This is a genomic window from Bacteroides sp. AM54-2NS (genome assembly GCF_003602935.1).
GTDB lineage: Bacteria > Bacteroidota > Bacteroidia > Bacteroidales > Bacteroidaceae > Bacteroides > Bacteroides xylanisolvens.
Genome location: NZ_QTMZ01000012.1, coordinates 95,857 through 117,493, shown reverse-complemented (window position 1 = coordinate 117,493; position 21,637 = coordinate 95,857). Strand labels below are relative to the sequence as shown.

Here is a 21,637-nt window from a genome sequence, read left to right as displayed (position 1 = left end):
TAAGAGAAGGCAATTAGCCTTTGATTCTCTGAATGGCACAATAAGCTACCGGAAGAACAAACAGCGTCAGAGCCGAAGCCACCAACAGGCCTCCCATAATCGTAGCCGCCATACCGCCGAACATCGCGTCGAACAACAATGGCAACATACCCAGAATGGTAGTGCCGGACGCCATTGCTACGGGGACAATACGACTCGTTGTAGCACTGACAACAGCATCCAACGGCTTTTTGCCCGTCTTTGCCTCCAGATCAATCTGTTCCACCAGTACAATCGCATTTTTGATATTCATCCCAATCAGTCCGAGCAAACCAAGGATGGAGAAGAAGTCGAACGACTTGCCTAGCAACACCAATCCCAAAACGATACCGATAAAAATAAGCGGTAACATCAACAAGATCACTGTCGGCTTACGATACGTCCTGAACAGGAACAACAGCGTGACGAACATCAGGAAGAACGTCAACGGTAAATTCTTGGCCAACGCCTCGTTAGACTCCACCTGGCTTTCCTGTTCCCCGAAATACTTCATCGTATACCCCTCCGGCACTTTTATCTCTTTCTGCACCAGCGGCCAAACCTCATTGAAAGCAGCAATCGCATTCACTCCGCGACGCGGATCGCATTGCGCCATCATCACCATTTGCCGGTTGTAATCCTTCACATTCGAGAAACGATATTGGAAATCAAATTCCGATACCACCTGTTCCAGACTGGTTGTTTCATTCCCCGTGCCGAACACGGGCAACGTGCGCAGGTCATTGATGCGGAACGAATCCACTGTGTTATCCTTCAATAAGATAGGAAGCACCTGATCGCCCTGCCGGTACTCTCCAAGTGTCATACCTGTGGTTCCGATCTGGATACTTTGTGCCATTCCCTGACGCGATACCCCTAACGGTTGCGCCCGTTCGGGACTATATACAGGCTTCCATACAGGAACTTTATTTCCCCACGAATTGCGCACATTGATTAAATCCGGATTCCGGTGCATAATCTCCAAAGCCTGGTTGGTGAGCGCCACAAGCGTGTCCACATTCGGACCGATAAATCCGATTTCGATAGCGGCATCCACCGCAGGCGACAGTTTGAACAGACTGGTGCGGGTAATCGCATTCGGATAATTCGCCTTCATGTACGCGTCGAAATCTTCTTCATACTCTTTTGTATATTTACTGTCCGTCAATTCAACCAATACATTGGCAAAATTCGGTTTCGGGCCCACCGAAGTAGAAGCCAGATAATACCTTAACGGCGTGCTGCCGAAGGTGATCGATACTTTCTTCACTTCCGGCTGCTTTGCCAGATGCTCTTCCACGGATTTCATCTCTTTCACTACATCATTGATGCTATACCCGTCGGGATAAAACACGTCCGCCCGGAAATAAGGCTTATCGAGAGAAGGGAAGAAGTTTTGCGGCATCGTCCCCATGATAACCAGCGAAGCAATAAAAAGCACTACCATCGAACCCAGTGTCAATGTTTTCCTGCGAATCAGCGTGCGGAGGATGGAGGCGAATTTGTGATAGAACGGTTTGTCATACGGATCTTTCGTGCCGTCCTTTGCTTTCGCTTTCAGGATGAAATTACCGAAAACAGTGGTCTGCGTCAGCGCGAGCACCCAGCTCAATCCCAGCGAGATGGCAAGCACCACAAAAAGCGGTTTCACGATTTCCGCCACGGCAGAAGGAGCAAGGTAGAGCGGGAGGAACGAACAGATAGCGATGAACGTAGCCCCAAGCAATCCCCATTGCGGACCGGTTGCGCCGTCTATCAGCGCTTTCCGCCGGTCTACTCCGCGGGCGATGGCAATCTGTGCGTTGTCCGTTACTACGATGGCGTTATCCACCAGCATCCCCATGGCGATGATAAATCCCGCCAATGAAGTACGGTTCAGCCCGACACCGAAGAAAGACATGATAAGCAATGTGCCGCCAATAGAGAAAATCAGTGACGAGCCGATCAGCACACCTGCGCGCAAACCCATCACCAGCATGATAATCACAATAACAATCAGAATCGATTCGATCAGGTTGATGATAAATCCGTTGTTGGCTTCGTTGGCAATTTCGTTCTCCAGATACAGGCTTTGCAGTTCCAGTCCCACAGGCATCAGTGGCAGCAATTCGTCCAGTTTGGCTTTCACGTTCTTGCCCGTCTGCACCACGTCCCGTTGCGGGTCGGTGGAGACGCCGATGCCGATGGCACGTTTGCCGTTCACGTGCATGATATTGGATGGAGGGTCCATGTACCCTTTTTCGATGACGGCGATATCGCCCAGTTTCACTTGTCCGGCTTTGGTGGTAATCACCTGGTTGCGGATATCGTCTACGGTGGTATACATACCGTTGGCAGTCACCCGGAGCTGTTGCTCGCCGGCACGGATTTCTCCGGTATTGATAATCTGGTTCTGCGATTGCAACAGACTGGCAAGCTGTTTCGGGTCGATGCCCATACCTACGAGCTTATTGGTGGAAATAAAAATATTGACCACCTCCGTCTGCGTCCCGAACAGGGCGACTTTCATCACCCCGTCCGCCGTCACTACCTGTGTCTTGATTCGTTCCGCCCAGTTGCGCATCTCTTCGTATGTGTAACCGTCGTCCGCCGTCAGACCGTAATAGATGCCGAACACGTCGCCGAAATCATCGGAAACCGTCGGTGCGGAAGCACCGCTCGGCAATTGTGGCTGTATATTTAGCACCTTCCGTCGCAACTCATCCCACTTCTGCGGAATGGAGCTTGCCGACAAGGAAGGTTGCAACTCGAATGTGATTTTTGAGAGCCCGTACATCGATTCTGATTTTATCTTGTACACACCGCTCATACTTTGAATTTCACGAGAGATAGGCTCGGTAATCAACCGCTCCACTTCTGCCGGTTCGGCACCCGGATAGCGGGTCATAATAACCGCCGACTTTATGACGAAAGGAGCATCCTCTTTCTTACCCAGCTTGCCGAAGGAAGTGATTCCCCCAATCAGCAATACAGCAAGAAAGAAATAGATGATTTTCGTATTATCTAATGAATATTTGGCTAAACTCATAATAAATGATCGTTGATAATTGATGAATGACAGCGGATAAATGATTACATAATCATTTACCAACTATCACCTGTCAACAGTTGTGATAGATTCTCCTTCTACTAGTTGGTATACGCCTGCTATGACGATTTTTTCACCGGGTTTCAAACCTTCCGAGATGAGCGCCTGTGCTTCTCCGGTCGGGGCGTTGACGGTCACTTCCCGTTTGTGGACTTTATTGTCTTCTACCACCCAGACATACATTTTATTCCCTTCGCTTTCGCCGAATACGGCACTAAGCGGTACAATCGTCCAGCTATCCTGCACCAACGGACCTACATCTGCCGTGAAACGGATGCTGCACGTAAAACCGGGTTTCACTGCATACAGATCGCGGTCGAATGACGGATCGTCAATCGTGATGCTGACCGGAATTCCTGTGCCATCCGTAGAAATATCAAGATATTCTTCCAGTTTCGCTTGAAACACGTGTCCTTTAAATGTGTCGAACTCTACAAGGAAACGCGGGTCTTTGGCGCGCAACAAATAAAGATACGCATCCGGAATGGTGAATTTGATACGTAGATTGTGTGTATTGACAAGCTGCACGATACCCTCACCGGAGTTGACACGCTGATAGTTTTCCACCAGTCGTTTTTCGATAGAACCGTCGAAAGGAGCTGTCAGCTTGGTGTCGCGCATATTGTTGGCAGACAGTTCGTATTCAGACTTCGCCTTCTGGAAGTTGGCGAGGCTGATTTCATATTCCTGCACGGAGATCGCTTGCCGGGAGAGGAGCCGTTTGTTACGTTCCACTTGTGCCGAAGCCGTTTCGTATGCCGATTTCGTAGCGGCATATTGCAACGCGATGTCTCTGGGGTCGATAGCTGCGATGAGCTGTCCTTTTTTCACTTTCTGTCCTTCGATGACAGGAAGCTGAATGATTTGTCCGTTGACCCGGAAAGCCAGCTTCACATATTCCACCGCTTCCACGATTCCCGAGAAATCTTTTCTGATAATCGATCTTGACTCGACAATCGTAGTCTTTACAGGACGTGCAGTTGTCGTTGTCGTTTCTTTTTTCTGTCCGCAGCCAGCCAGCAAGATTGCAGCCGCCAGGACGAATCCAAATTCCTTTTTCATATACCACGTTGATGTTTAGAGGTTTTGCGTTGATAAATAGCGAATAATATACTAAAACAACTCCTGTTTATTTATGTTCAATATTCCTGTCTTTTCATATCCTGCCTCTTAACCTTTATATGGAACACAAAAAAACGGGAACTTTACCGTTTCTAAGGTAAAATTCCCGTCCAACTCTTTTGTGTCATTTTACATCATCAGGTTCTGACCTCCAATGACGCCTGCAATAGCAGTAGCAACCGCAATGACGACTTTTAAAATCGTATTCCAAATGGATTTCTTCATAATTCAACACCTCCTTTCCATACCACACTATCCTCTATCACCTATTCTATTACGCTGCCGGATCGGGCGCTTCCTGACCACCGCCACCCGGTTTGTCATCACCCGAACCTCCGGTGTTGCCACTGCCTCCCGCTCCCAGTGCTTTCGTCAACTGGTTGACGTGGATATATGACGCTCCCTGAATCAGCGCACGGGTGATATTTCCACCGGCATCCCGCGTATATTCCGGGGTAAACTGGCAACGCAATCCCGTGATTTGTGCCGGACTAACATCGGCTTCCGCATCCACCCCCTTGCAGCGTGACTGGCACACCATGGTAAATGTGCCCAATCCTTCGAGTTTCACTGTCCTGCTGTTGAGCAACTGCTCGCGCATCACTGCCATCAGGTTTCGGATCACGTTGTGCACGTCACCGGCCGTCAGTGATGACCGTTCGGCAATCGTTTCGCCAATCATTTGCGTATCCACTACGTTTCCCATTTTAATCAGGCAGGGATGCCATTTCTTCTTTTTGTCCTTCGATGCGATATTGGACTGAACCGCTTTGTAAATCAACATACTGATTTCCTCCTTTTTAAGTGAATAAATAAGATTTTATTGAGTCAGTAAACGAACGTTTTCTGTCTCTTTTACAGTAGCAAAGATACCCCAACCGGCAGGGGAGGAAACATGAAACGGTATCTGCCGGTAAGTGAAGGCAAACGCTTGAATATCTGTGTATTTGCTTGCATTTCTACGCAAAAAACAGTATCTTTACATGACGTAAATAATAAATTAAAAGAAGAAAATCTATGAAGAAAACGGAATTGGCATTACTCTATATGCCGTATGCAAGTGCCGATGTGGCAAGAAGACATTTAAATAAATGCATCCGCCGAAACCGGGAGCTGCTGGAGGCTCTCGAAGCTACCGGCTGGGCGTTTTGGATACATTGGCTCACACCGTTGCAGGTGGAGCTGATTGAGAAGTATTTGGGAGAGCCTTAATCTCTATTTTTGATCTCCCAAAAACCATTACGACGACCGTTTTTACGCTCTATGATGCCCCTTTCGCTCAAGTTGACAGTCATGGTTTTAACGGTTCTTTCAGACTTTCCTATATGCTGGGCAATTTCTTTTTGTGTTGCATTAGGTTTTTCTTGAAGGTATTTCAGTACGGCCATTTCTTCCAAAGTGCAATCCAAAGTGCAATTTTTGCACTTTGGATTTTCTGTCTCTGTTTGTTTTGCACTTTGAGTAGCTTGCTTTTCAAGTTCACCAATCTGTAGATGGCGGTTTTTAAGTGCATTCTGTTCTCCAAGAATAAGATTTCTAAAGAACTTTTCTATATACTCGGTCGTAGCATAAATGCCTTTGGTCAGGTCATTATAATTAGCGCGAACAAGAGCATTACGAAAATACCAGGAATGGTCGGTAAAGGCTTCATTACTGATATTAAATCCAAAAGTATGTAGATATTTGATTATGAAACGGCTGTTGTACGTGTATTTCCTTCACCAAAAGCGTGTATTTGCCATATTCCGGATGCGAATTGAGCAATGTGTTTGATGGCTTCATCTATATTCAGTCCCTTATAATCAAAGATCTTTTCTTGAGAGAAATCATAATCCAAAGTTTCACGAATGCTTCCTGCACTGGCATAAAGCACGGTTGCTCCCTTAAGAACCCACTCGTTTTTAGTAATATTGTAATCCCGTATTTGTCCGGCATGGCTGAATATGCCTTTGAATAAACGGCGATGAATAGCAATATATTCGACGGGTGAGAACGTAAATGTTTTTTCTGAAAGGATTTCGGTTATTCTGGCTGACACTTTATCGGCTTCTTCCGTTCGATCTTCTATGGAAGACCGAACCGTCTCGATTATAATAACTATCAACTAATTGTTTGACTTCGTCAATAGTTATATCGCCTTCAATGTGTTGCCGAGCCTTTTCCTTCAAATATTCCGAAGGTTTAAGCCCATCAACAGCTTGCAAACCAATAGCTGTCTGCCACGCATAACCTTTTTCACGTTTATGCGGCTCGCCTTGTCTTATATATTCTTCGAAGTCGTTCATTCTTAATGAGAATTAAATGTGTATCTTTTATCATTTGAATTCAGTGACGAACAAAGATATATTTTTTCTTCATTCACTTGACAACTTTAAGAAAATAATTCTTTGCAACTAGCCAATATAATTCTTGTAGCAGCCTTAATCCCTAAATCCATCCCTCTGACGAGAATAAGTCTTTGGCTCCCTTCCACGGTTGCACCTGCATACCCGGTTCGGGTGGCGGCGTACAAGGGGAATATCTTCCGTTGGTTACATCGTAGCAGAACGCTGCGTTTCCCTTTGTTCCGAAATTACGGAAACGGGTTTTCTCGACGTGTATATACACGATCCCCATTTCATCTTGACGGTCTACCACTATTCCGTAGTCCGTCATGTTGAAAAAGTTGGCCGAGCCGTTGATGTCATACATGGTGGGAACTTCCGTTTTCTGCGTGCCGTATTGCTTGTTCATCTTTCTCGGATGCGCCACCAGAATGACGAGGCAGGAGTTGAGCCGGGCAAAACGTGCCAGACTATTCATGAATGAACCGATATACCCTGTCTCCGTCATGCCTGCCGGAATCTGATGGTTGATGTAATTGTACGGGTCGATGACAAACACACGGATGCCGTGACGGTGTACCAGTTCGCGTGCCTTCGACAAGACGTTGCCCAGTGTGAAATCCCCGTCCGGAAGAATGTGCCAGACGCGTTGCGAAAGATAATCCACTACGCGGGCGAATTCCTCCTCCGTAGAGAAATCTTTGCGGAAACGGTGTCCCAGCAGTTTCTCCGCCAGTTTGGCATGATGATACTCGATTGGCGTGTTCTCCGGACTGAAATATCCCGCTCGCCAATCTTGGCGGGTGCAGAGCCGGAGCACTATCTCATCTACAAAGTCCGATTTGCCATGTCCGGGAATACCGGTGACGGTGAGCACCCGCCCCGTTTCCAGCCTCATGATTTCGTCCAGATTCGGTATTCCCAATTCCACGCCCGAAGTATACCCCTCTTCAAACAGTTGGTGCAATCCCTCCCGTAAGTCTTCTGCCGTAAACGTACCTTCCAGGCGGGGGATGGGCGCGTCCTCTAGCGCCTTCAGTAGTGCGTCCGGGCCTTCCGCCACGAGCAGTTCGTTGGCGTCCTTGTATGCTTCGCCGTAGGTGACGATACGGCAGCGGTCTACCCCCAGCCGTCGGGAGAGTTCCCGGCACAGTTCCCGTCCCTTGCGGTCGGTGTCCACCGACAGATAAATCACTTGTTTCTGCTCGAAATGAGATTCCGACAATTCGTCCAGCCAGTCCAGTTGACTGTTGGCACCGTTCGGCACGGAAATGACATCCGTCCGGCCGACAGCCATGTAGGAGAGAGCATCAAATTCCCCTTCCACGAGGATGCACTCCGGCGTGTCGCGGATGGCGTCGATGTTGTAAGGGATGGTGCGCGCTCCTTGCAGCAATTTGAAGTGCTTTTGTGAGTCGCGGAACTTCGTGTTCACCAATTCCCCGTTTTCAAAAAAGTTGAAGCAGAGACAGTCCCTCTTTTCCCAGCCTTTCTCCTTTCCGGATATAGGCATCGAGATGGAGGCGAAAGCCACGCCAGCTTCCACCAATACTTCCGGCGGAATGTGGCGGACGTCACGACACCATTCAATTTGCTTCTGTGTGAGTGCCCCTTGCTCTGGGTCGCCGTGCGGCTTTTCAGTGGGCGGACAACTGGAGTTGCTACCTGTTGCCGTTGGAAATTTGACCAACGGATCACCCAGCTTTCTGCCTTTTCCGGCATATATGGCTGCCGAACCGTGTGCGCCGCAGTAGTGGCACAAATACAGTTTGGTATCGAGGTTGACACTTAGTGATTTATCACGCTTATCCGTCCGTTGGGCATGACACCAGGGACATTTTGTTTTCATTTTGCCGCTTGTGCGACCGTGGGTATCAATACCCAGTTCTTTGAATCTATCCATATTTAGTAAATGATTGAGAGATAATATGCTATCGTGTCCATTCGTTCGTCACCGGATTCCAGATATGTGCCGCCGAAGGTCGCGGCTTGGCATAAGCGGGGATGGGATGCCCGTCGTAGGTACGTATTCCGTTGGTGATGGTTTCGTAGGGCGAACATTGCTGTTGCTCTTGCCGGTTTTTGAGAAACTTCTTCAGTGCCACCTGCGTTGTGGATGACACATGGCTTCCCTGCCGGGTGAGATTGGCGAAATAGTTTTTTACTTCGTGCAGGCTGTTCATCGAGCTTTCATTCCCCCGTAAGATGATTTGCTCCCGTAAATAGTTGAAGAACCATTCTTTTTCTTCCATCATCAGCCGGGGGATGCCCGACTGAATGGCTACGACTTCATACCAGGATGTGTCGTTCATTGCCTCCTGTAGATTTTCTTCCCATGCGTTGGGGCGCATATCGGGTGTCACAGCGTTCAAGTCCGTCACCTTCAAACCATTTTCTTCTTCTTTTTCTTTTCCGCTTTCTTCAGAAGAAGAATTTTTTTTGTTTATTTCTTTATTTATAATGGGGGATGGATTTTTCTGTATATTTGACGTGTTTTTCATTTCCCGAGTGTTAAAATCCTCTGCATTTCCGTTGGCTTTCAGAGAGTTATTGACGTGCGGTTTCGTGTTGCGCTTTTTTTCATCTTCCATGTTGTCAAGTGCTTCCCTGTAGTCGTCTATTGCTTTAGAATGGAGGTTCATTTTCTCATCCAGATAAAAGAGTCCGTAATTGTATAATACGCTTTCCATCAGTTCGTCACTCACATCATAAAGGTTCTGGATGAAGGAAGCAGTTTGCGGTGCCAGAAAATGTTGTGGTTGTTGATAGAGCTTTTCCATCACAAGCCAATATAGTCCGTAGGCTTTCAGTCCGTCTTGCATAATCATCCGCAGCAGTTCGTTGTCGGTGTATGCCAGTAGGGGGTGCGGAAAATAACTTCTGATGGCAGATTCTTCGCAAAAGTCGGCATAGAGTATATGCGAGTTGTATCCTTTGCCGGGACGCCGGAAATAATGGTGGTAGAGGAGCTCAAGATGTTCGGGTTGGGCATGGAATATATTGGCGATGATTCCCATTGTCTGGATATTGACGCAGCATTTAAGCTGTGCATGAGCTTCTTCGAGCATCACCCAGTATAGTCCGTATATTTCCAGTCCTTGTTCCCGTATCAAAATACTCATGGGTATATTGCTGGAAGAAGAAGTGGGATGATTGAAGTAACCGTTATGAATCGGTTTTCTCTTTTGTGATGCGTTGTTCGATTGTTTGGTATTTGCTGAATTAGATGTTGTCATAATAAAATATATTAGTTTCTGTTTTAAATTCTATTTTTCTGAAAATACAGATACGAAGAATCCGGCCACTTCTTTGGAAAGCAGCAAATATCGTACTCATTCTTCATGATGGAATCGGAGTATTCTCTTCGTGTATGTAATCTGTAATATAGGGAATTTTCGGAGCAGGGGAGATTTAATTCCGAAGTTCTGAAAAAGCAATGCCGGAAAAACAAATAACTGCCTCTGTCAAAAAACAAGGGAGCAGCATTGACATGATTTTTTCTCTTACTTGCGGTTGCAAAGTAACTACTTTATTTCGTATATGTCCTACAACTTTCCTTATTTAATCCATGAAATTAATTTTTTTTTCACAGAAGAGCCGAATACAATCCCTGCCACTCGACACGTAAGCCATTTTCTACAATGCACGTCATAGTATGGGAGAAACCTGTTGGAGGGGTTTTCGTAGTAGGGGCGGCCGAAATAGTGTTCATATTCTGTCAGTGTCCCTGTAATGGAAAGGCAGGTTCCGTCTGTTCGTTGCAGGCAGAAATCGGCGTTGTCCCATCTCATCCGGTCTATCAGTTCTTCTACTTGGTATGCACGGCGCATAGATTCTCCCAGTGTCAACAGTGTACCGTAATTCTCTTCCGCATCTTGGCGGATAATAGCTGCCCGACGGGAAACCGTCAGGCAACTGTCATTCTTCATCGTTTTTTTCATACAGATTTCTTTGTGCTGAAATGCTCACATTTCAGTTCTTGTTAGTGGTGTAAATGTAGTGAATTTACTTGACCTTACAAAGGATAAAATTACTTATATAATGGATGATTAGTTAAATAAATGGAATAAAATATTTTGTATTTTTCATTGTCTGAATATAGGCTTTAAAGAGCTTATGGAGGAGTTTAAAGAAAGCTGTGGAGGGAATGGGAATAGGCTGCAAAGGGCAAAGGACGGCCCTCTTTATCCTCTGTGGTGAAAACCGTGCAATAATGTCCCACATGGTAATTGGTACACTGATAATTATTCACCATTGAAACCTTTTGCGCAGCCTTTTTATCCAACTGTCACTACGTATAACGTTGTTATTCTCTCCAATCGCTTTTTTCAAATCCCGGATCCGTTCATTTTGTCTCTTCATTGCTGCCTGTATTTCGTTTATCAACGTATTTATTTCCTTCTGCAGCTGAATTTCCTTTTCTTTCAATTGAATAATGTGGGCGTATTTCTCGCAGACCATTGTTTTGTCTATGCACAGTTGTTCCAGCGTATCAATATATTCTGCTGTAATGCCGGCTTTACTTCGGCGAAAGAGTTCCAGAATACATTCTTCGTCAACGTTCGGAACATTGTCTATGTATAACATAGGGAATTGTCCCATTTCCACCCAAAGCAGGATTGCTTCTTTTTCGATGTGATACTTAATCACTGCTTTTTCTACACTAATCCATTTTGGCATATTGCTTTTGTTTTAATGTGTTATAAAAAAAAGAGTAAATAACGTATTGTCCGGAGAGGTGCAACGAACACCCACGATTTTTATGATTTCGGTCGGCTGGGGAATTGGTTGGGGTATAAGGATTGTTGAAACCGACCGGATACAATAAAAGCGTGAGTGCTGTTGTACCATTATCTAAACTTAAGGCTTAGCAACACCCTTCACCAGATAATGATAAACAACAGACACCCACGCCAAACGTTTATATATAACAAATCTCTAATCGATATGTTGATATACGACTATCTACGTGGAGTATCTGTTGTATCATCTCTCGGTGTGAAAAAACTGCTAATTTTTAAGTTTGAGAGACAATACGTTATTTACTCCATTAAGGAATAAAAAAAACGCTTTTGCCTGTTTCATCACGCTGATGGGCAGAAAGCGTGTGACAAAGATATATGTTTTTTTCGGAATAGGATGGAAAAGAGGAAATAAATGCAGGAAATATGGTATGAGAATAGAGAGTATGGTATAAAGATGGTAAATATGCTATACGGGTGGCAAATATAATGTGATGATAAAAAGGAGGGAGCCAAAAGTAAAACCATCTATTAGATTGATATTATTTAGGTACGGATTACACGGATTTCGCGGTTTTAGTCTAATGGAACCGTGAAACCCGTGTAATCCGTGCCTAAACGAAAGCCATAGAAGTCTTTTGACCTCGCATTGTCTTTCCGTGCAATTCTTTTTTTAGCTGCGATTTCTTTTGGGCTTTCCGGAGAAGATAGTCAGTTCAAGAATTGCAAAGATGATTTCCGTTGTGGTATATCCGGTAAATGTATATTCCAAATTTTCATTTTCGGAGAAGTATTTGAGATAAACGGTTGGAGTGCCATTGTGGAAGTCGAGAAAAAGATAAGAAGTATAATCATAGATGCCAAGATCGGCAAACTCGTTCAGAATCGCTGTGTTGAAAATCGTGCATTGGCCTGTCTTTGATTCATTTCCGGACATTTCGAATCTGCGATGTTCTTTTGCGAGATCGTCTTTATTCACATGCCTGAATTGTTCTTGCAGCTCTTTACTGAAAGAAAGGCGTTGTCTGATGAAATTGAAAACTTCTTCCTTTGTCATTTGTTTTAAATCGGTTATTTCCATTTTTTATTAATTAGTCGGGTAAAGGTACTTTCTTTATTTGGTAATAAATCGGATTTAGTCATATTTCTTTTATTTATTTTTCGGCTTATAACCCTAAAAGAATCTGAATTTATGGATTTATTTAGGGTTATAACCCTAAAAACTTTCCGAAAATAGTATATCTTTGTGCTTATAACCCTAAAAACTTTTGAATATGATTAATCGTGAACAGTATATGGAACAAATTGTTCCTTTTATAGATAAGCCGTTTGTAAAAGTGATAACGGGTATTCGTCGCAGTGGAAAGTCGGTAGTGCTGCGTCTGATTCGTGACGAACTGTTGAGGAGAGGAGTTCGTGAAGAACGTATCATCTATCTGAATTTTGAAAGTTTTCAGTGGATAGATCTGAAAGAGGCGAAGGCTTTGTATGCTTATATTCGGGGACAGGCGGGAGATGCGGGTAAATATTATATTCTCTTGGATGAAATTCAGGAAGTGGACGGTTGGGAAAAAGTGGTCAACTCACTTCTGGTAGATTTGGATACGGATATTTATGTGACCGGCTCCAACTCACGTATGTTATCGTCCGAACTGGCAACTTATTTAACGGGACGGTATGTCGCTTTCCATGTCATGACCTTGTCTTTTAGAGAATATCTGACTTTCCATGACTTGCAGGCCAATGATCCGACGCTCAACCGGAAGGAGGAATTTCAGAAATATCTCCGTATGGGAGGATTTCCGGCCATACATACTGCCGATTATGGATATGAGGCTATCTATAAAATTGTCTACGACATCTATTCTTCTGTCATTCTTCGTGACACGGTGCAGCGTCACAATATCCGGAATGTGGAACTGCTCGAACGGGTAGTGAAGTTTGTTTTCGATAATATAGGCAATAAGCTGAACGCTAAAAATATAGCTGATTACTTCAAAAGTCAGCAACGGAAGGTGGATATGAATACCATCTATAATTATCTGAATGCATTGGAAAGTGCTTTTATCATTCAACGTATTCCCCGATATGATATTAAAGGAAAGGAAATTCTGCAGACGAATGAGAAGTATTTTGTAAGTGACCTTTCTTTGATTTATTCCGTGATGGGCTATCGTGACCGGTTGATTGCAGGTATGTTGGAGAATCTGGTTTGTCTGGAGTTGAAAAGGAGGGGTTATGAAGTGTATGTAGGCAAACAGGATGATAAAGAAGTGGATTTTGTAGCCATCCGTCGGGAAGAAAAGATTTATGTGCAAGTAACGTATCAGTTAGCTTCACAGGCCACTGTTGAGAGGGAGTTTGCTCCTTTGCTCGCCATTAACGACCATTATCCTAAATATGTAGTTAGCATGGACAGCTTGTGGCAGGATAATGTGGAAGGTGTCAGGCATCGTCATATAGCCGATTTCTTGTTGGATGATATTTAACGCTGACAGGCGGGGGCTTTCGGACTGACCTGCTGTTTGTTGTGAGGAGGATAGAAGAGGATGAAAAACGAATGTGGGGCAGGATAGAAAACGAAAAAGAGGAAATTCTCTGCGAGAATCTCCTCTTTTTTCATCTTTCACGAAAGATCGAATTATTTCTTCTTACGGTCACCGTAACGGCTCATGAACTTATCAACACGACCTGCAGTATCTACCAATGTAGATTTACCTGTATAGAACGGGTGAGAAGTGTTTGAGATTTCAATCTTCAGCAACGGATAAGTTTCACCTTCGAATTCGATGGTTTCTTTAGTTGCTACAGTTGATCTAGACAAAAACATGTCACCATTTGACATATCTTTAAATACTACCGGACGGTATGATTCTGGATGAAGGCCTTTTTTCATTTCAGTATCTGTTTTTTTAATTTATATTCTGTTACTATTTTGGTAAGAAATAGTGTAATGGTCATTTTCAGAGCGCAAAGATAATGCTTTTCTGTGAAATAGAAAAAGGTTTTCTAAAATTTCTGATTTCTAATTTATGATTTCTGATTTGCTATGCAGATTTTGGTGATTAAATGGATGAAAAATGAGGTATAAATAAGGTATAAATAAGGAGATATAAATCCGAAGGCATAAATCAGAATTCAGAAATCATAAATCCCAAAGTTTGCAAGGTAGACATTACAATCTAATGTCACACTCGTATTCCTGCTAAATTTTGCAGTCTGATTTAAACCTTTTTCTACTATATTTTTCTTTCCGATGTTCGTTATTCGATGGATAATGCTTACTTTTGCGTAGAATTTTTATTCACTAACAATAAACTTTAAACAAAATGGTAAATTACAAAGATTTAGGATTGGTAAACACAAGAGAAATGTTTGCTAAGGCTATCAAAGGTGGATATGCTATCCCAGCATTCAACTTCAACAATATGGAACAAATGCAGGCTATCATCAAGGCTGCTGTTGAAACTAAATCTCCTGTGATTCTTCAGGTTTCTAAAGGTGCTCGTCAGTATGCTAACGCTACTTTGTTGCGTTACATGGCACAGGGTGCTGTAGAATATGCTAAAGAATTAGGCTGCGCACATCCGGAAATCGTTCTTCACCTTGACCACGGAGATACATTCGAAACTTGCAAATCTTGTATCGATTCAGGTTTCTCTTCAGTAATGATCGATGGTTCTCATCTTCCTTACGAAGAAAACGTAGCATTGACTAAGAAAGTTGTTGAATACGCTCACCAGTTTGACGTAACTGTAGAAGGTGAACTTGGCGTATTGGCTGGTGTAGAAGATGAAGTTTCTTCCGACCATCACACATATACTGACCCTGAAGAAGTAATCGACTTCGCTACTCGCACTGGTTGCGACTCTTTGGCTATCTCAATCGGTACTTCTCACGGTGCTTACAAATTTACTCCGGAACAATGCCACATCGACCCGAAGACTGGCCGTATGGTTCCTCCTCCATTGGCTTTCGAAGTATTGGACGCTGTAATGGAAAAACTTCCGGGATTCCCTATCGTTCTTCACGGATCATCTTCAGTTCCGGAAGAAGAAGTGGAAACTATCAACAAATATGGTGGTGCACTGAAAGCTGCTATCGGCATTCCGGAAGAAGAATTGCGTAAAGCTGCTAAGTCTGCTGTTTGCAAAATCAACATCGACTCTGACTCTCGTCTGGCTATGACTGCTGCTATACGTAAGGTATTCGCTGAAAAACCGGCTGAATTCGACCCACGTAAGTATCTTGGCCCGGCTCGTGACAACATGGAAAAACTGTACAAGCACAAAATAATCAACGTGCTCGGTTCTGACAATAAGTTGGCACAGTAATAATCTCCGGATTATTCCATAAATAAAAGAAAGAGGCTGCTCCGGTTTGAACACCGGTGGCAGCCTTTTTTATGACGTTTAATCGTTTCAGAACGGAGAGAAGATAACACTATGGCTGTAATAAAGAACACCCGTGTCACAACTGAATGTAACACGGGTGTTCTTATCTATTATATAATGTTTCTTACATCAAGAATCCAAGCAGAATACCGGCAGCAACAGCTGAACCGATCACTCCGGCAACGTTCGGACCCATAGCGTGCATCAGCAAATAGTTGGTCGAATCATATTCCAAACCAATCACTTGTGAGATACGTGCAGAGTCGGGAACAGCAGAAACACCTGCATTACCGATCAACGGATTGATCTTATTACCCTTCTTCAGGAAGATATTGAAGATCTTAACGAAGATGACACCGGAGGCAGTTGCAATAACAAATGACAATGCACCGAGAGCAAAGATCTTGATAGAGTCGAGCGTCAGGAATTCGGAAGCTTGCGTAGAAGCACCTACTGTCAGACCCAACAGGATAGTGATTGTATCAATCAACGGACCACTGGCAGTATTAGCCAAACGGCGGGTTACACCACTTTCTTTCAACAGGTTACCGAAGAACAGCATACCCAGCAAAGGCAGACCGGAAGGAACCAGGAAACAAGTCAGCAACAAACCGATGATCGGGAAAATCACCTTCTCCGTGTGAGAAACGGCACGCGGCGGTTTCATGCGGATGACACGTTCGTTCTTGGTGGTGAGCAGACGCATGATAGGCGGCTGTATCACCGGAACCAACGCCATATAGGAGTAGGCGGACACCGCAATGGCTCCCATCAGGTTAGGTGCTAGCTTGGAAGAAAGGAAGATGGCCGTCGGGCCGTCTGCTCCACCAATGATACCGATAGCACCGGCTTGCATCGGGTCGAAGCCCATTTCTAACGCGATCATATAAGCACCGAAGATACCGAATTGTGCAGCTGCACCGATCAGCATCAATTTTGGATTAGAGATAAGTGCCGAGAAGTCCGTCATGGCACCGATGCCCAAAAAGATGAGCGGCGGATACCAGCCGGAGGTCACTCCCTGATACAATATATTCAATACAGAACCTTCTTCATAAATACCGACTTTCAGCCCGGCATCCATATTAAAAGGTATGTTACCGATCAATATACCGAAACCGATAGGAATCAGCAGCATCGGTTCGAACTCTTTGGCTATTGCCAAATAGATGAATACCAAGCCAACGAGAATCATGACTACATGCCCTACCGTAGCATTGGCAAAGCCTGTGTATGTCCAGAAGTCGGCCAGGTTATTTCCTAAAAAGTTTATAAAGTCTCCCATATTATTCAATAATTACGAGGTCATTACCTTCAAGAACAGAGTCTCCCTTGTTGACGTTGATGGCAGTAATCTTACCGTCCTTATCCGCATTGATATTGTTTTCCATCTTCATGGCTTCCAATATGATAATGGTCTGTCCTTTCTTTACAGTATCGCCTACATTCACTTTGATGTCGAGGATCACACCCGGCAGCGGAGATTTTACTCCTGATTTTCCGGTAGACGGAGCGGTCGGTTTCACTACTTGAGTAGGAGCAGCAGGAGCATTAGGCATCGGGCGTACTGTCACGGGTTTCGCAACAGGCTTCGGCTGTTTCTCCATTTCTACTTTATAGTGTGTACCGTTCACTTCTACATGAGCGATGTTGTCTTCAATATCTCCGATGGTTACTTTATATGAGTTACCGTTGATTTTATATTTATATTCTTTCATCGTTTTTACTTTTTAAAAGGTGACTTACTTTCTGGGAGGAGTTTCACGCAAAGTGTAAATCTTCGAACTCCATGGTGAGTAGCTGCGTTTTACGCGGGTGATGGTCAGTACCGTTTCTTCTACGTCGTGCACCTCATCCTGCATTTCGTGTAATGCCATAGAAATAGCAGCGTATACTTCGCCCGGAGCCTGTGACAGTTCCTTAGCTTCATGCTTGTCAATGCCTTTAGATTTCATAGCGTTGCGCTTGCTCAAATTAACGGCTACTTTTCCTACAATCTTAAAAGCAATAAAGAGAAGAATCAATCCGCAGAATACTACGCTCATGGCAGAAATGGACATTCCAACGCCATCAGCATCGTGTTCTTCAAACTTTTCCATCTTGGAATTGCTGTCAAGAGTCTTGTTGTTGGTGCTCGGAGTCACGTATTTGTCACCGCTTCCACTTTTTACTTCCCATTCAGCTGCCCCGTCGCTTACACGAGCGTATGATTGGTTGGGACCGAGAGCGCCTGCAGGCACTACAATCTGGTCGAGCAACTTCTTGCCGGAGTCGAACAGACCAACCCAGTTAGCTGTTTCCGGATTCAGCTTGAAGCTGGTATGGAAAGTACCACGGTTAGGTTCGCCATCTGCCCAGAATAGTGCATGTTGGCGTGGTTTCACTAAGGTAAGTATATCACCTTTCGGGATAAAATAAGTAACTGTATCGCCCGGTTGGCTGCTTACTTTCAGCAAGCAAGCTGCCAGGTCGGCGCTACCGAATGATTTATTGAATATTTCAATCCATGCGCTGTGCAATCCGTAATCGTCCTGAAAATTACTCTGATTGTCTATCAGGATTTCGTTTAGCACCAGCTTATTGTTCGACTTTTGCTCTCCACAAGAAGTCAGACCAATCAGCAACAGCAAAGAAAGGAATATTCCGATTTTGGTTTTGTTCATAATCGTTCTTGTTTTAATGTGAAAAGTAGGATTACAACGGAATATTACCATGCTTCTTAGCCGGATTGCTCAATTTCTTAGTCTGCAACTGCTGCAAAGCACGGATCACACGGAAACGTGTGTTGCGCGGTTCAATCACATCGTCGATGTAGCCATATTTAGCTGCATTGTAAGGATTGGCGAACAGTTTCGTGTATTCTGCTTCTTTCTCTGCAAGGAATTGAGCAGGGTTTTCCTGATCTTTGGCTTCGCGTGCGTACAATACTTCTACTGCTCCTGCACCACCCATTACTGCGATTTCGGCAGTAGGCCATGCGTAGTTCATGTCACCGCGAAGTTGCTTACAGCTCATTACGATGTGAGAACCACCGTAAGATTTACGCAATGTAATAGTAACCTTAGGCACAGTAGCTTCACCGTAAGCATACAACAGTTTAGCACCATGAAGGATAACGCCATTGTATTCCTGACCTGTTCCCGGAAGGAATCCCGGTACGTCTACCAACGATACGATAGGAATATTGAATGCATCGCAGAAACGAACGAAACGTGCACCCTTACGAGATGCGTTGCTATCGAGCACACCAGCCAGATACTTAGGCTGATTAGCAACGATACCTACCGATTGGCCGTTGAAGCGGGCGAAACCGATGATGATATTCTTTGCATAATCTTTCTGGATTTCAAGGAATTCACCGTTGTCCACAATAGCGCCGATCACTTCGTACATGTCATACGGTTTAGTAGGGCTGTCGGGGATAATATCGTTCAAAGAATCTTCCAGACGGTCGATTGGGTCTGTGCAATCTACATAAGGAGCTTCTTCAAGGTTGTTTTGAGGAATATAGCTCAACAGTTTGCGAATCAGTTCGAAACCTTCTTCTTCTGTTTGGGCGGTGAAATGAGTCACACCCGATTTAGTGGAGTGAACGCTTGCGCCACCGAGGTTTTCCTGGCTAACGTCTTCACCTGTTACGGTCTTCACCACTTTTGGTCCGGTAAGGAACATATAAGAAGTACCTTCCATCATCAGCGTGAAGTCGGTCAGAGCCGGAGAATAAACAGCACCGCCGGCACAAGGACCGAAGATACCTGAAATCTGTGGGATAACACCGGAAGCAAGGATATTGCGTTGGAAAATTTCTGCATAACCGGCCAAAGCGTTGATACCTTCCTGGATACGTGCACCACCCGAGTCGTTGATACCGATACAAGGAGCACCCATCTTCATGGCCTGATCCATAATTTTACAAATCTTCAATGACATTGTTTCTGACAGTGAACCGGCAGAAACAGTGAAGTCCTGTGCGAACACATATACCAGACGTCCTTCGATTGTACCGCAGCCGGTACTACACCGTCTCCCGGATAATGTTTTTTCTCCATTCCGAAGTTCGTGCATCTGTGCTCAACGAACATGTCCATTTCTTCGAAGCTACCCTCGTCAAGCAGCATAGCCAAACGCTCGCGTGCTGTGTATTTCCCTTTTTCATGTTGCTTCGCAATCGCTTTTTCACCGCCTCCGATACGTGCTACGGCACGGCGTTCAATAAGCTCTTTAATTTTTTCAAGTTGATTACTCATGAGTTCTTGTTGGTTTTAGAGTTTATGATTAATGTTCGCAGAGTTCTGTCAACACGCCCAAAGTTGATTTCGGGTGAAGGAAAGCAATATTCAAACCTTCAGCACCCTTGCGGGGAGCTTTGTCGATAAGGCGGATTTCTTTGCTTTCTGCTTCTGCCAAAGCATTGGCTACGCCATTTTCTACAGCAAAGGCTACATGGTGAACACCTGCACCTTTGTTTTCAATGAATTTGGCAATAGTACTCTCCGGGCAAGTCGCTCCAACAGTTCAATTTTGGTTTCGCCTACTTTTAAAAAAGCAGTTCTTACTTTCTGATCTTCCACTGTTTCAATGTTGTAACACTTCAGACCTAATACATTTTCGTAGTAAGGAAGGGCTTCTTCGATGCTTTTTACAGCAATGCCCAGATGTTCAATGTGTGAAATCTTCATAACTATACTTTTTTTATTTGGTTTTAATCATGTGCTTATATGGCATAAAACAGCACAAAGAAAGACATTTCTTACCTAATAAAGAAATATTTCTGCATTTAATTATTGGATTATTAAACAGAAAAAATGGTAGGGAAGGAGTATGAAGAGTTGTTTTGTAATCTTGAGATTACATTTAGATGTAAAATTTGACTAAGAGTTTGTTCAGCCAATTCCAATTGACACGGAACCAGCGGCGGGTACTGCTCTGCTTTCCTCCGAATCGGAGAACGAAATCACGATAACCGTGTTTGCGGAACGGAAGTCCTACATCCATAAATTCCATGTGGCGGAATCCCCGTTGGCGGGCGTCTTCCAATGCCTTCCAAACGGCCAGCACTCCCGGATACTGAAGTGCGTATGTCTTTCTCATTCCTCCGGAGAACCAAAGGTAGGCGTCATCTCCCGAGTAGATACAGACGGAACCGCCAATGATTTTCTCTTTGTATTTTACTACGAATATTTTTGCCTGTTGTCCTTTGATTAGCATATCGTTCATGTGACGGAAAAAGTCGTTGGCAGGGAAATATCTACGTATGCGGGAGGAATAAACCTTGTGCAGCATCCGTGAGAAATCGTGTATTTCTTCCACGGTATGTGCCTCCTCTACTTTGGCTCCATTCTTGAGTCCTTTTTTTATCTGACGGATGCGTGACGGGCTGAACCGGTCTTCCGTCTTTTTCATACTGTGCAGCGAATTGCGTACCCGCAGCCAATTGACAGGGAAATAATCATTGGCACGGAAAACCCGGTAACCGAACATCGAATTATTGAGGTTTCGGAATTCGATCAGGACACAGCTACGCGATGCTTCTTGTGTGAGATGTTCGAGCATATCGCCAAAGATTTCTTCTGTCTTTTCTTTGTTGGTCGAAAGCGACTCATCCAGAAATTCACCTTCGCTATATACTACGCAATGTTTCACTAAAGAGGAGGGAAGCCACTTTTTCGCTTTGCGGATGGCAGCAAGCAGGCGTGCCATAGGTCTGCCGTCTTCTGTTGCCACTATTAATAAAGGAGTATAGCCCGGAGTCGCTTCATAAATCTGAAATAACTCTTTGGAATGGAAGGCGTTTTTTCCTGGTAATTCAGGAATGTCCTTCCCATGATAATATGTGGTTAGTTTAAGTGGCATCTAGGTACAAATTTACACTTTTTATTCTTTATTCAACAACAAAACAAAGAATTTGTTGGAGCTGCTTGATATATATAGTTGTAAAAAATGCACCTT

At 44.4% G+C, this 21,637-nt stretch carries 18 protein-coding genes and 3 pseudogenes; 3 read left to right on the top strand and 18 right to left on the bottom strand.

Annotated elements, in window-relative coordinates; genetic code table 11:
* Positions 1–13 precede the first annotated feature (13 nt).
* The 5 genes from DXA05_RS09945 to DXA05_RS26475 all read right to left on the bottom strand — a co-directional run bounded on the left by DXA05_RS09945 (position 14) and on the right by DXA05_RS26475 (position 5,195).
* Positions 14–3,046 carry an efflux RND transporter permease subunit gene (locus DXA05_RS09945; protein ID WP_008644861.1) on the bottom strand — a complete coding sequence of 1,011 codons (3,033 nt, stop codon included), beginning with the start codon at positions 3,044–3,046 and terminating at the stop codon, positions 14–16.
* A 66-nt stretch (positions 3,047–3,112) separates the two neighbouring features.
* On the bottom strand, positions 3,113–4,168 hold the full coding sequence (locus DXA05_RS09940) for an efflux RND transporter periplasmic adaptor subunit (RefSeq protein ID WP_004300926.1): 1,056 nt from the start codon (positions 4,166–4,168) through the stop codon (positions 3,113–3,115).
* A 189-nt stretch (positions 4,169–4,357) separates the two neighbouring features.
* Complete coding sequence (locus DXA05_RS26480; protein WP_149939068.1) at positions 4,358–4,453, bottom strand: smalltalk protein; 96 nt, start codon at positions 4,451–4,453, stop codon at positions 4,358–4,360.
* A 49-nt stretch (positions 4,454–4,502) separates the two neighbouring features.
* Positions 4,503–5,012: an HU family DNA-binding protein gene (locus DXA05_RS09935; protein ID WP_087322471.1), complete on the bottom strand. Its 510-nt coding sequence runs from the start codon at positions 5,010–5,012 to the stop codon at positions 4,503–4,505.
* A gap of 36 nt (positions 5,013–5,048) precedes the next feature.
* The gene (locus tag DXA05_RS26475) at positions 5,049–5,195 is read right to left on the bottom strand and encodes a hypothetical protein (RefSeq protein ID WP_008771318.1); all 147 of its coding nucleotides are present in this window, start codon (positions 5,193–5,195) and stop codon (positions 5,049–5,051) included.
* A 50-nt stretch (positions 5,196–5,245) separates the two neighbouring features.
* Here DXA05_RS26475 and DXA05_RS09930 point away from each other — a divergent pair, with 50 nt between their 5' ends.
* A complete protein-coding gene (locus DXA05_RS09930; protein ID WP_004304415.1) occupies positions 5,246–5,440 on the top strand; it encodes a DUF4248 domain-containing protein in 195 nt (64 codons plus the stop codon).
* On the opposite strand, the pseudogene DXA05_RS09925 reads toward DXA05_RS09930, so the two are convergent.
* The 6 genes and pseudogenes from DXA05_RS09925 to DXA05_RS09895 all read right to left on the bottom strand — a co-directional run bounded on the left by DXA05_RS09925 (position 5,437) and on the right by DXA05_RS09895 (position 12,375).
* Positions 5,437–6,513: pseudogene (locus DXA05_RS09925) on the bottom strand (Fic family protein). The gene DXA05_RS09930 and the pseudogene DXA05_RS09925 sit on opposite strands and share 4 nt — an antisense overlap.
* A gap of 142 nt (positions 6,514–6,655) precedes the next feature.
* The gene (locus DXA05_RS09920) at positions 6,656–8,455 is read right to left on the bottom strand and encodes a DnaB-like helicase C-terminal domain-containing protein (protein ID WP_004314206.1); all 1,800 of its coding nucleotides are present in this window, start codon (positions 8,453–8,455) and stop codon (positions 6,656–6,658) included.
* Positions 8,456–8,483: 28 nt separating this feature from the next.
* Entirely contained in the window at positions 8,484–9,788 is a 1,305-nt protein-coding gene (locus tag DXA05_RS09915; RefSeq protein ID WP_128859125.1) for a Lin1244/Lin1753 domain-containing protein, read from the bottom strand.
* 321 nt (positions 9,789–10,109) lie between these two features.
* Positions 10,110–10,481: an SH3 beta-barrel fold-containing protein gene (locus tag DXA05_RS09910; RefSeq protein WP_284515501.1), complete on the bottom strand. Its 372-nt coding sequence runs from the start codon at positions 10,479–10,481 to the stop codon at positions 10,110–10,112.
* A 319-nt stretch (positions 10,482–10,800) separates the two neighbouring features.
* Positions 10,801–11,232, bottom strand: a complete 432-nt coding sequence (locus tag DXA05_RS09905; RefSeq protein ID WP_004314211.1) for a hypothetical protein — start codon at positions 11,230–11,232, stop codon at positions 10,801–10,803.
* Positions 11,233–11,967: 735 nt separating this feature from the next.
* The gene (locus DXA05_RS09895; RefSeq protein WP_004304410.1) at positions 11,968–12,375 is read right to left on the bottom strand and encodes a hypothetical protein; all 408 of its coding nucleotides are present in this window, start codon (positions 12,373–12,375) and stop codon (positions 11,968–11,970) included.
* 193 nt (positions 12,376–12,568) lie between these two features.
* Here DXA05_RS09895 and DXA05_RS09890 point away from each other — a divergent pair, with 193 nt between their 5' ends.
* On the top strand, positions 12,569–13,783 hold the full coding sequence (locus DXA05_RS09890; protein WP_128859123.1) for an ATP-binding protein: 1,215 nt from the start codon (positions 12,569–12,571) through the stop codon (positions 13,781–13,783).
* Between the two features lie 152 nt (positions 13,784–13,935).
* Here DXA05_RS09890 and DXA05_RS09885 read toward each other — a convergent pair whose 3' ends face one another.
* Entirely contained in the window at positions 13,936–14,190 is a 255-nt protein-coding gene (locus DXA05_RS09885; RefSeq protein WP_004300906.1) for a type B 50S ribosomal protein L31, read from the bottom strand.
* A 433-nt stretch (positions 14,191–14,623) separates the two neighbouring features.
* On the opposite strand from DXA05_RS09885, the gene DXA05_RS09880 reads away from it, so the two are divergent.
* On the top strand, positions 14,624–15,628 hold the full coding sequence (locus DXA05_RS09880; protein ID WP_004300904.1) for a class II fructose-bisphosphate aldolase: 1,005 nt from the start codon (positions 14,624–14,626) through the stop codon (positions 15,626–15,628).
* 184 nt (positions 15,629–15,812) lie between these two features.
* On the opposite strand, the gene DXA05_RS09875 is transcribed toward DXA05_RS09880, so the two are convergent.
* From DXA05_RS09875 to DXA05_RS09850, 6 genes and pseudogenes are all read right to left on the bottom strand, one after another.
* The gene (locus tag DXA05_RS09875; RefSeq protein ID WP_004300899.1) at positions 15,813–16,973 is read right to left on the bottom strand and encodes a sodium ion-translocating decarboxylase subunit beta; all 1,161 of its coding nucleotides are present in this window, start codon (positions 16,971–16,973) and stop codon (positions 15,813–15,815) included.
* Position 16,974: 1 nt separating this feature from the next.
* Positions 16,975–17,406, bottom strand: a complete 432-nt coding sequence (locus DXA05_RS09870; protein WP_004300895.1) for a biotin/lipoyl-containing protein — start codon at positions 17,404–17,406, stop codon at positions 16,975–16,977.
* Positions 17,407–17,430: 24 nt separating this feature from the next.
* The gene (locus DXA05_RS09865) at positions 17,431–18,351 is read right to left on the bottom strand and encodes an OadG family transporter subunit (protein ID WP_004314216.1); all 921 of its coding nucleotides are present in this window, start codon (positions 18,349–18,351) and stop codon (positions 17,431–17,433) included.
* A 31-nt stretch (positions 18,352–18,382) separates the two neighbouring features.
* Positions 18,383–19,806, bottom strand: a pseudogene (locus DXA05_RS09860) (acyl-CoA carboxylase subunit beta).
* A gap of 157 nt (positions 19,807–19,963) precedes the next feature.
* Positions 19,964–20,367 (bottom strand): annotated as a pseudogene (gene mce, locus DXA05_RS09855) (methylmalonyl-CoA epimerase).
* A 175-nt stretch (positions 20,368–20,542) separates the two neighbouring features.
* On the bottom strand, positions 20,543–21,541 hold the full coding sequence (locus DXA05_RS09850; protein ID WP_128859122.1) for a GNAT family N-acetyltransferase: 999 nt from the start codon (positions 21,539–21,541) through the stop codon (positions 20,543–20,545).
* Positions 21,542–21,637: the final 96 nt, after the last annotated feature.